Genomic DNA, 11,944 nt, shown 5'->3' on the forward strand with positions numbered 1-11,944 from the left:
GCATGCCCTATTGGACGCAGGGCTCTTTATTGGGCGTGGGGCGTGCCGCCAAAAAGCGGAACCGGCGAGATCACCGGGTTCGGCCAAGAGCCGCCGACGAAGAACGGCAGAAGCGGCAGCTCTGCCGCCTTGGCCGGATCGGTCGCCTCCAGCGAACCGGAAAGCGCCAGCCCGTTCGACTGATAGGTAATCACGCCGGAAAGCGCCAGCGTCTGCGTCGGCCCGACGACATGGGCGTCATGGATTTCGGCAGAGCCGTTGGCGAAATCGGCTTGAAGGTCCAATTGGTTGAAGGCGAAGGCGCCGCCAGCTGCGGCACTCAGCGGAAAGAACGGCTTTTCGGCGGCCTGCGTCCTGAGCGCGCCGGTGTCGACGCCGGGAATCGTGCCTTCCCTCGTCCAGAAATGCAGTTTGCCGGTGACGTCGGCAAGACCGGCCGTCCAGATCGCCTTCGACGACTGCAGGTCGAGATCGAGCGATCCCGTCGCAAGCGGCAGCGGCCCTTTGAGCTGCAGACGCTCGGCAAGGCCGGCGAAGTCGGCATCGCGGATCGACAGCTGCAGTTTGCCGCCGCCGTCGAAGTCACGCCGCGTCGCCTCCAGATGCGCCGTCATTTCGCCGCCTTCGAAGCCGCTGTCGCCGATATCGAATTTCGCCTCGCCGCCGGTGACGATCATGCTGGCGCCGACATCGGAAAGCTCGAAGCGGCCCATCTCGGCGCGCCGCGCCGAAAGCCTGACGTCGACATCGAGCAACTGCAGCGGTTCGCCGATGCCGGTGGAGATTTCCTCCGCCTCGCCGGCCGCCAGTCTCAGCGCGAAAGCGTCGAGGAACGGCTTCAGGTTCATCTGGTCGAAGGCGAGCGTTCCGCCGATTTTCGGCCGTCTGCCGGCCCTAGTCGAAAGGTCCATCACGCCGGTAGCGCTCGCCTCGTTCAGCGACAGGCTGAGATCGTTGAAACGCAGCCCGCTGCCCGACGACATGATGTCGGATTCCAGCGAGGCGCTCTTCAGCGTGCCGACGCCAGGGAGCGATCTGCCCGACCATGTCAGAAACGCCGGCACATCGGGAATGCTGACGGCGATATTGCCGGAAAGCGACGAAAGGCTGGTGATGCTGGCGATCCCCTGAAAACGGGCCGTCAGCAGGTTTGACGTCAGCGATGTCCGCGTCTCGGCGCTCTTGCCGGCAAAGGCAAGCAGCGGCTGGCGCGAGGCGAAATCCACCTTCAGATCCACGCCGTTGATACGCGCGATCACGACAGCCGAGATCGCGCCCGAGAGCCGTGGCCAGCCGATGTCGGCCGTGACGCTGTCGAAATTGTAAGTCTTGGCGCTCTTGACGTCGGTGACGGCAAGCGTGCCGTCCTCGACGGTCACCGCACCGATCTCGGCATCGAGAGCGGGGTCGAGCACCTCAGCCCCGTTTTCGTAGCGCACACCGCTGATCGCGCGCGCAAGCTGGCCGGCGTAACTCCAGTCGATCAGGCCGTTCTCGTCACGCGTCAGCGCCAGGTTGGGCCGCAGCAGACGGAATTCGTGGAAACTCGTCCGGCCTCTCAGCGCATCGATGAGGCTGAAATCGGCCGACAGGCTTTCAATGCTGCCAAGCAGCTTGTCGCCGCTTTCGCGCGGCTGGCGGATGGTGACCTGGTTCAGCGTGATGCGCGGCGTCGGCCAGAATTCGAGAACCGGAGTGCCCTTGATCTCGGCATGGTAGCCCGTCCATTTCGACAGCGCATCCTCGATGCCGGAGCGCACGAAACCCGTCGTGATGAGATAGGGCGCCGCGACCCTGAGGGCCACGAACAGTGCAAGCGCAATGAGCAGAAGCAGTGTCGACATGCGGGCAAAGGCCGGAAGCCAGCGCGAAACGGGCCCGATCTTCCTGCGCCACCTGCGATGTCTAGACGTAGCCATGATTTCCGCCGATTACCGGTTAAGCGCTGATTTCGCCCGATATATGAAATATCCGGCCTATGCAAATCCAATGCATGTCGCCCGGAAGCGTGCAGCGGTTCCGGGACAGTGACATCATAAAACGAAGAGCCGAACCGCGTCGCATGAATCCGGTTTATGCCAGCAGTTTAGGTTTGGGATCGGACCGTTGCGCACTTTATAATGCAATGCAGCATGATATAAAGACGGCATTGGGGAGGAGGAATGAATGCAGGACAATAAGCCACTTTGGGTGCCCTCGGCCGAGGCGGTCGCAAAAAGCCCGATCCATGCCTTCATCGAGCGCTGCGACGCCGAGTTCGGGCTTTCGCTTTCGGGTTTCGACGATCTGCATGCATGGTCGGTCGCCGAGCGGGAGAAATTCTGGTCGACGGTTTGGGATTTCTGCGGCGTGAAGGGAGAGCGCGGCGCAGAGGTGCTCGTCGACGGCGACAGCATGCTCGGCGCCCGCTTCTTTCCCGACACGACGCTGAATTTTGCCGAAAACCTGCTGCCCGGCCGCGGCGAGGCCGACGCCATCATCTTCCGCGGCGAGGACAAGGCCGAAGACCGTTGGTCGTGGGATCGGCTGCGCGCGCTGGTCTCGAGGCTGCAGCAGGCCTTCAGGGCAGGCGGCATCGGCAAGGGCGACCGCATCGCCGCCATGATGCCAAACATGCCGGAGACCGTCGCCGCCATGCTCGCCGCTGCCTCGATCGGCGCCATTTGGTCATCCTGCTCTCCCGATTTCGGCGAGCAGGGCGTGCTCGATCGCTTCGGCCAGATCGGCCCCCGGCTTTTCATCGCCTGCGACGCCTATTGGTATTCCGGCAAGCTGCAGGATGTCGGCCCCAAGGTTGCCGCGGTGGCGAAAAGCCTCGCTGTCCCCACGATCGTCGTCCACTATGCCGGCGATGCCGAGGCGGTGGCGAACAAAACACCCGGGGCTTCGACGCTGGAAGCCTTCATTGCGCCCTATGAGGCCAAGGAGATCGCCTTTACGCCGCTTGCCTTCGGCCATCCGCTCTACATCCTCTTTTCCTCGGGCACGACCGGTGTGCCCAAATGCATCGTGCATTCGGCCGGCGGCACGCTGCTGCAGCATCTCAAGGAGCACCGGCTGCATTGCGGCCTGCAGGCGGGCGAGAAGCTCTTCTACTTCACCACCTGCGGCTGGATGATGTGGAACTGGCTGGTCAGCGGGCTCGCCAGCGGCGCCACGCTCTGCCTGTTCGACGGCTCGCCCTTTGCACCTGACGGCAATGTGTTGTTCGACTATGCCGAGGCGGAAAAATTCGCGATTTTCGGCACCTCGGCAAAATATATCGATGCGGTGCGCAAGGGCGGGCTGACGCCGCGCAAAAGCCACGATCTCTCCAGCCTCCGGCTGATGACCTCCACCGGTTCGCCGCTGTCACCCGAGGGTTTCACCTTCGTCTATGAGGGTATCAAGGAGGACGTTCAACTCGCCTCGATCTCCGGCGGCACCGATATCGTTTCCTGTTTCGTGCTCGGCAATCCGCTGCAGCCGGTCTGGCGCGGCGAGATCCAGGGTCCTGGTCTCGGTCTTGCGGTCGACGTCTGGGACGACGACGGCAAGCCGGTGCGCGGCGAGAAGGGCGAACTCGTCTGCACCAAGGCCTTCCCCTCCATGCCTGTCATGTTCTGGAACGATCCTGACGGCGCCAAATATCGCGCCGCCTATTTCGACCGATTCGACAATGTCTGGTGCCACGGCGATTTTGCCGAATGGACCGAGCATGGCGGTCTCGTCATCCATGGCCGTTCGGATGCGACGCTCAACCCCGGCGGTGTGCGCATCGGCACGGCCGAGATCTACAATCAGGTGGAACAGATGGACGAGGTGGCCGAGGCGCTGTGCATCGGCCAGGAGTGGGATGACGATGTGCGTGTCATCCTCTTCGTCCGCCTTGCGCCTGGTGTGACGCTGACCGAGGATCTCATCAAGGCGATCAAGACGCGTATTCGCACCGGCGCCTCGCCGCGCCACGTGCCGGCAAAGATCATCGCGGTAGCCGATATACCCCGCACCAAATCCGGCAAGATCGTCGAGCTTGCGGTGCGCGAGGTCGTGCACGGCAGGCCGGTGAAAAACCAGGAGGCGCTCGCCAATCCCGAAGCGCTGCGGCTCTTCGCTGATTTGAGCGAACTGAGGGACTGATAAGCAATCGTAAACCACAAGCTTTCACCATTCAGCAATCCCTTGTCCTCGAAACCTTTCGTTAAGAAACCTTTGTCAAAGGTGAAACAACTTGGGGGCCGCACATGAACGAGGCGGCCTGAAGCCTCCGGGCTTACGAAACATGACGTTGATCGACTGAGCTCTTGTTGAACAGCACCCATTTGAAGGCAGCCTCTGGCTGCCTTTTTTTTGCTGCCGCGCAGCGTTCTGGTGGCTCCGCCCCGTCGATAGAGATCAACCAGCAAGCACGCGCTGCGACGGGAAGGTGATCTCGACGAGCGTGCCTTCGTTCGGCGCCGAATTGATCGAGAATGTCGCCCGGTTGGCATCCACCATCGCCTTGGTCAGCGGCAGGCCGAGCCCAGTGCCGTCGCCGCGATGGCGTGACTGTGTCGAGGAGACCTGGCGGAACGGCTTCATCGCATGGTCGAGTTCGGCGCGCGTCATGCCGATGCCGGTATCGCGGACCCTCAACACCACGCTGCCATTCGCCTCGTAGGAGGTGGAAACGACGATCTGTCCGCCCGACGGGGTAAAGCGGATGGCGTTCGACAGGATGTTGAGCGCGATCTGCTTGATCGAGCGCAGATCCGCTACGACCTCGGGCACCGAATGCGACAGCGCCGTGCGGATGATGACGCGCTGGCCGTTTGCCTGCGGCTGGACGAGGGCGACGGCCTCCGAGACCGCCTCGTTGAGGCCAACGGCGGCGAAGTCGAGATCCATCTCGCCCGCCTCGATCTTCGAAATGTCGAGGAGATCGTTGACGATATCGAGGACATGCCGGCCGGAGCGGCCGATATCGTTGGCATATTCGATGTAACGGGGATGGCCGATCGGACCGAAGCGTTCGCCGGCCATCATGTCGGAAAAGCCGATGATGGCGTTGAGCGGGGTGCGGATTTCATGGCTGACGCGCGCGAGGAAATCGGTCTTGTGGGCGTTGGCGGTTTCGGCCGCGCCCTTGGCGTTGCGCAGCTCATCCTCGGTGCGTTTCCACTGGGTGATATCGCGGATGACGGCACAATAGCCGTTCGAGGAAGTGAGCCGGCCCATCGTCATGAACAGCGGCACGAAGCCGCCGCCGGCTTCGCGGCCGATCACTTCGCGCCCGTCGTTCAGCACGCTTGCCACGCCGTGGCCAGCAAGGCCGTTCAGATAGTCGAGGACGGCTTTCTGGCTCTCATGGGCAAACAGCATGACGAAGGGTTTGCCGCGCGTCTCCTGCTCGTCGTAATTGAACAGCGCGCTCGCCGACCGGTTCATCGAACGGATATCGCCCTCGATGCCGATGACGACGACGCCGTCGGTCGCCGTTTCCAAGATCGAGCGCAATTCCTCGACCTCGACCTGAAGCTTGGCGACCTTCTCGACCATCCGCTCCGGACGCGCTTCGGCCCGATTGCCGTCGCCGCGGCCATCTTCCTTGCCTTCCACCGGCATCAACGCCAGCATCAGAGCATTGGTATCTTGCCAGCGCACCGATTGCAGCCGCGCAGTCACCGGCGTCAGCGTGTCGTCGGCCTTGACGAGCATCATGGTGCCGGAACCGGCTGCCTTTTCCTCAAGTTCGCGGCGCTGCAGCAGGGCTTCGATACCGCCGACCTCACGCAGCGCGTCGAGCGAGTGGTAGCCCGTCAGCCGCATGAATTCGGGATTTGCATGGATCAGCGCATCGCCGACATGGATAAGCACCGCGACGGGCAATTGGTCGACCGTACCGGCCGAAAGCCCGTCAACCATCTTCACGCGCGGCGGGATGAAACTTGTGAGAACCTCGATCTGGCTGACCGTCTCCTCAAGCCCTTCCGTCGCCTCGTCCTCGGCGATGGCGTCGGGTTCTTCAGCGGCGTCTTCGCGCAGCGGGTCGACCGCGTTCTCGAAGATTGCCTCCTGCGGCGCCGTCTGCTCGACCGAAGCGGCGTCGGCCGTATCGGCGGCGGGCGTTTCGCCGGTGATGGCTTCCGCTCTTTCTTCGAAGGATGCTGATTCCGTAGCAGTAGTGCCCGTCGGCGGGGCGTCGGGCTCTTCCCTGCGGGCACCGAAGGCTTCCAGGCGCTTGGCGATTTCGCGGAAGTTCGCCTGTTCGGCGGCCGTCAATGCGGCGCCTGTGCTGTGAAGCTGCACGACCTTGTCGGTGGAACGGCGATTGGGCGTTTCCACGATGCGAAGCGCCGGGGGTTCGTCTGCGGCATCGGCCGCCGGCGCTTCACCGGTGCTCTCCTGGATCTCTTCGGCGGCGCTCTCCCGGGCGGGCGGCGCGAAGCCGGCCTCTTCTCCGGTCGCTTCGAAAGGCGTCTCTTCGGTCTGCGGGTGGTCCTCGATCGCGTCCACCGCGATCGTTTCCGCCGGGGCCGCTTCGGGCGCGGCGTCGATGTCGTGTGCCGGTTCGGTGACAGCGTCGGCCGCGGGACCGAGGCCTGCCGCATCATGGCCGACGCCGTTCGGGCCGAGCGTCAGGCCGAGCGCCAGCGGATCCTCCTGCGCATCGGAAAGCCTGACGACGCCGAAGCCGCGGAACCCGTCGAAGTCGCGGTTGCGGGTATAGGTCGGCAGTGCGGCGAGATCGACCGGAACGACCAGGCTGGTGCCTTCGACAGGCCAGAGGATCGTCTTGCCGGACCACGTGTCGCGGCGCGCAAGGGCCTCGGAAATCCTGCCGTCGGGATCGAGATTGAAGAGAGCGGCGATATCGCTGAAGGCGGCTCCGGTGATGGCCGATGCATGCGGACCGACGGCCTCGGCAAATTCGTGGCTGACTTCGTTGAACCGGCCTTCCGCATCGATCTTCCAGACGAAGCGGGTGGCGCGGCTGTTCGGCCTGAAGACAAAACCGGGCTCGGGCGCAAGCGACGGGGCAGGGGGCGCATCAATAGCTGCGGTGGTTGCGATGGCTGGCTCTTTGCGGACGGCTTCCGGCGCTTCATCGACCGGCATTTGGCCGGCTTCAGCGGGTGTCTCCGCCATCACGGTCGCTTCCGCTGTCTCGTCGGCGGAATTGCTTGCGTCGTCGACGGGGGGCGCCGGGGGCTGGTCGACCTCATCCATGCGGCTCTCGGTCGCGCCGTCATCGTTCTCCGGGGCTTCGTCTGCGGCCGGATTCTCGTCGGCAACCGCCGCCTCTGCTGTTGTGGCAATTGCCTCGGCCGGATGTTCCCGGTCGTCGGCGATCTCCTCCAGCGTCTCCTCGACCTCTTCGATCCCCGAGACCGCATCGACGATCGCGCCGAAGCCGGTCGCCGCAGCCGCCCCTTGCGGAGGAAGTTCGGATGACGACGTGCCCTCTTCCCCCGCCGGCGCGTCAGCCGCCTGCGGCGGTGCATCGACTGCGTCGAGCACGGGCGCGTCGGTCGGATCGAGATGACCGATCGCGGTTTCCACGGCAAAAAGCAAATTGAGCGCCGGCTCGTCGCTGAGCCTGCCGACCGCGGCCGGAAGATAGCCCCTGCCGGTGGCGACCGGGCGCTTTACCAGGCGGTCGGGGTGCGCGCCGGCAAGGTTGATCAAGGCCTTTGCGGTCTCGCCTGATATGGCGAGCGAGGCAAAGCCCGGCGAGGCCGCGATGACCTCGCCATTGGCGCCGATTACGGCCATATGCGTGTCGGGATCATCGAGTCCCTGCAGCATCTGGGCCGCCGCAGCGCCCGCCGTCAGCGGCCTTGCTGACACCGGCACGGAAAACAGAATGGCTTTCTCGCCCGATGAAAGCCGGATCAGTTCGGCCGCCGCCTGCACCTGCACGCGCTGAAAGCCCTTGGCGACGCGGATCATCAGGCTGCGGCTGTCGCCGACATCGGCGAGCTGACGCGCCGCCGTTTCCAGCTGCCGAAAGGTGATGTCGGTGCGATCGGCTCCCTGGTCGAGCAGGTCGTAGACCGCCGAATGGCCGAAAAGCTCCGCACCTGCGCCGTTTGCCCAGAGCAGTCGGGCAAGATCGGCCGAAAACAGCACCATTGCCTCGCCGCGTGAAAAGCGTTCCCGCACCCGCGCATGCACGGCGATATCGATGAACGGGTATTGGACTGCGGGCATGATCAAACCTTGTCGCTGTCGGCCTTCTAAATTAACGGCTTATTAATAACTGCAGGTCGCATGCCGGTCCAGAACAGCGGGGTGCTTTCAGCCGAAAGGGTTAACGACTTGTGCGTCGCACAATTTATGTTGCAATGCACAATTATATGTTCTATATAGACGTCATTCGATGATCACAGGCAGCAACTGCCTTAGCCCAAAGGAATGCGACCCATGGCTACCATAAAGACCGATGACGTTTTTTCAATCGCTTCTTTCGATCCCTCCAAGCTGGCTGAATCCTTCCGCGAATTCGCTGAAAAGGGCGCCCAGCAGTCGAAAGACGCCTATGCCAAGCTGAAGACCGCTGGCGAAGAAGCCGGCAAGACGCTCGAAGCCACCGTCCAGACGGCCCAGGCCGGCACCGTCGAGATCGGCCTGAAGGCGATCGACGTACTGCGCGTCAACGCCGAAACCTCGCTCTCGCACATGGAAGCACTGCTCGGCGTCAAGTCCGTCGCCGAATTCGTCGAGCTGCAGACCTCGTTCCTGCGCAAGCAGGCCGAACTCGCCGTCGATCAGGCGAAGTCGATGCAGGAAACCACCAAGCAGGTTGCCGAAAAGCTCGCAAAGCCCTCCAAGGAAGCCGCCGAAAAGGCCATTGCATCCTTCAAGGTCGCCTGATCGGGTTTGACCTGCCGGAAACAAAAGGCTGGACCTCGCGTCCAGCCTTTTTGTATATTGACGAGGAATGGGGCTTGAATTCATCGTCAAGTCCTCGTATGTGACCCCCGTCGCGTCAAACGTGATTTATGCGGTTGTAGCTCAGTTGGTTAGAGCGCAGGTTTGTGGCACCTGAGGTCGGAGGTTCGAGACCCCCCAACCGTACCATCTCCCCCACGTTAGCTCCCTATCAGACAGATCGTTCTGGCTGCCTTATTTCGACCGAAACGTCCAGACGTTTGACTGTATCTGTAAATGATCCTGGCCGAGGCTGATTGTCTTGCGAAGAGCGCGGACTTTCACCCATCGAACGGCAGACGAGGCGTGCCTTCTGACAAGCAGCATCCCGTGGCTTTGAGGGTTGCCCTGAAGAAACCTACGCTTCCGACAGCGAGTTTGCTGCTTATTTGCCACACAAGCTCGAACATTTGAGAAGCACAACCCGTCCGTATGGTGCCATACCGCGGGGTGAGCTACATGTGCGGCATACAATAGCAGCGAGCTCCGCAATTGCGACATCCGCCACTCGATAGGGAACGATCCGCTCACGCAAGTAAAATTGCGAAAGATCGGAACCGCGAAGCCGACCCGCGGCAAGACAGGCGGAGACAACGTTCGGGGGTGCCGAAAAATCCGGACCTCGTTTTCCCGATGAGTCTGGAGACTTACTAAATTTCAGCAGATGACCGTAACTTCAATTTAAGTGCCGTCATGCGAGCAATTGCGAAGGTTCGGACGGCAGAGCGCAGGATCCTGGAATATGTCTTCTTGCCTTTGTTAGAGGTTGCGGAAAAAGCGCTTCATAAGCGCTGGTCGCCAAGATCACAAACCTTCTTGAACAGAAATAAAGCTTTTAGTTGAATTTCCTCCCCAAATGAAGCAGAGGAAATCGGCGTTAGGCGCGGCCGAAATGGAATAGGCAAACGGGGATTTTATGACGGACCTCATTACTTCGACGAAGAGCGTCATTTCGACTGGGGATCAGAAAGTTGACGGGCTCTTCAGCGGCACTGCCTGGGACGGAACGATAACCTATGCGTTTCCCACGACCTCGTCGTCGTATGCCGATGATGGCTTCGATATATACTATGAAAAATACTATTCCTTCACTCCAATATCATCGCAGCAGAAGTCTCTCGCCTTGTTCTTTATGGAGCAGTCCTACGGGAGTGCGGCAAATGACGGCTTTTCCGTCGAGGGGTTCACGAACGCCAACTTCGAGGCCGGAAGCGCGGGTACAGCAACCGTGCGGTTCGCTCAAACCTCGGACCCCTATCTGGATACGGCAGGGGCCTATTTACCAGCTGTTGACGGGCGGGGTGGGGATATCTGGTTCGGGACGGGATATGCTGGCACCGAAGATGATTATCGCTTCCCCAGGTTCGGCAACTATGCGGGCCAAACCTTGGCGCACGAGCTGGGTCACGCTCTCGGACTGAAACATGCTCACCAAGGGGTAACGGTCGTTCCGAGTGCCTACGACTCGCTTGAATACACGATCATGACCTACCACACATTTATTGGAGATAATGAGAGCGGGGCCAAGTACGAGCATGATGGCGCGCCACAAACCTTCATGATGCTCGACATCGCCGCCCTGCAGGAAATGTATGGTGCCGACTACACCACGAATAGCGGCGATACAGTCTATAAGTGGAACCCGAACCAGGGCATCACCTATGTCAACGGCGTCGCAGCCATCACGCCCGCTGCCAACCGCATCTTCGCTACGATCTGGGATGGCGGCGGTATCGATACTTATGATTTGAGCGCTTATACCACCGCCCTCAAGATCGACTTGCGAGCAGGCGGGTACTCGGTTTTTTCTCAAGGACAGTTGTCCTACCTGGGTGGAGGTCCGAATAACGGCTATGCCCGCGGCAACATTTTCAACGCCCTTCTTCATGAAGGCAATACGGCGTCGTTGATTGAGAACGTTAAGGCCGGCTCCGGCAATGATTCGATCACAGGCAACGAGGCGGACAATACCCTCTGGGGCAACGCCGGCAATGACACCCTTAACGGCCTTTCCGGCAACGACACATTGATCGGCGGAACGGGCAACGACACCTATATTGTTGATGTCCTAGCCGACGTGGTCACCGAAGGGCTGAATGAAGGGACCGATCTGATCAAGACGGCACTTTCTTCTTATGCCTTGACCAATATTGCCAATGTCGAAAACCTGACCTTCATCGGCACCGGCGCTTTTACCGGCACTGGAAGCGGCCTCGCCAACACGATCACCGGCGGCTCCGGCAACGACACGCTGGATGGCGGCGCCGGCAACGACACGCTGATCGGCGGTGCCGGCAACGACCTCTATGTGGTCGACGCTAGTCTCGATTTGGTGATTGAGAGCGCGAACAAGGGCACGGACACAGTCCAGACGGCGATTTCAAGCTATACCCTCAGCAACAACGTCGAGAATCTGACCTATACGGGATCCGCCAGCTTCACCGGCACCGGCAACGCGCTCGCCAACACGATCACCGGCGGCGCTGGCAACGACACGTTGAATGGTGGGGTCGGTGCGGACACCTTGATCGGCGGTGCGGGCGACGACACCTATATCGTCGACAATGCTTTCGACGTGGTCACCGAAGGGGCCAATGCAGGGACCGACACGGTTCGCACGACCTTGGCAAGCTATACGCTTGGGACCGATGTTGAGAACCTCACCTATATCGGCACGGGAACTTTTATCGGGACAGGCAATAGCTTCACCAACACGATCAATGGCGGGGCAGGTGCCGACATCCTGGACGGGAAGGCCGGTGCGGACAGCTTGATCGGCGGAGCGGGCAACGACACCTATATTGTCGATAACCTTGGCGACGTGGTCACCGAAGGGCTGAATGCAGGCACCGATCTGATCAAGACGGCGCTTTCAAGCTATACGCTCGGCACCAATGTCGAGAACCTGCAATATACCGGATCCGCCAGCTTCATCGGCACCGGCAATACGCTCGTCAACACGATCACCGGCGGCGCCGGCAACGACACGCTTGACGGCGGAATCGGCAACGACACGCTGAACGGCGGCGCCGGCAACGACATTTATGTGGTC

At 61.4% G+C, this 11,944-nt stretch carries 5 protein-coding genes and 1 tRNA gene; 4 read left to right on the forward strand and 2 right to left on the reverse strand.

Features of this window, described 5'->3' with window-relative positions; genetic code table 11:
* Positions 1–26 precede the first annotated feature (26 nt).
* The gene (locus QWJ46_RS19655; RefSeq protein WP_302753053.1) at positions 27–1,919 is read right to left on the reverse strand and encodes an AsmA family protein; all 1,893 of its coding nucleotides are present in this window, start codon (positions 1,917–1,919) and stop codon (positions 27–29) included.
* A gap of 247 nt (positions 1,920–2,166) precedes the next feature.
* On the opposite strand from QWJ46_RS19655, the gene QWJ46_RS19660 reads away from it, so the two are divergent.
* Positions 2,167–4,119: an acetoacetate--CoA ligase gene (locus QWJ46_RS19660; protein WP_302753055.1), complete on the forward strand. Its 1,953-nt coding sequence runs from the start codon at positions 2,167–2,169 to the stop codon at positions 4,117–4,119.
* Between the two features lie 255 nt (positions 4,120–4,374).
* On the opposite strand, the gene QWJ46_RS19665 is transcribed toward QWJ46_RS19660, so the two are convergent.
* Entirely contained in the window at positions 4,375–8,172 is a 3,798-nt protein-coding gene (locus QWJ46_RS19665; RefSeq protein WP_302753057.1) for a PAS domain-containing sensor histidine kinase, read from the reverse strand.
* 213 nt (positions 8,173–8,385) lie between these two features.
* Between QWJ46_RS19665 and QWJ46_RS19670 the strand changes: the two genes are divergently transcribed.
* The 3 genes from QWJ46_RS19670 to QWJ46_RS19680 form a co-directional block, all read left to right on the forward strand.
* Complete coding sequence (locus QWJ46_RS19670) at positions 8,386–8,835, forward strand: phasin (protein WP_302753059.1); 450 nt, start codon at positions 8,386–8,388, stop codon at positions 8,833–8,835.
* A 130-nt stretch (positions 8,836–8,965) separates the two neighbouring features.
* Positions 8,966–9,042, forward strand: a tRNA-His gene (locus QWJ46_RS19675).
* Positions 9,043–9,808: 766 nt separating this feature from the next.
* Positions 9,809–11,944, forward strand: a 2,136-nt coding sequence (locus QWJ46_RS19680) for a M10 family metallopeptidase (protein WP_302753061.1), incomplete at its 3' end; no start/stop codon positions are given.

The organism is Rhizobium sp. CBN3 (assembly GCF_030518245.1).
Lineage (GTDB): Bacteria > Pseudomonadota > Alphaproteobacteria > Rhizobiales > Rhizobiaceae > Rhizobium > Rhizobium aethiopicum_A.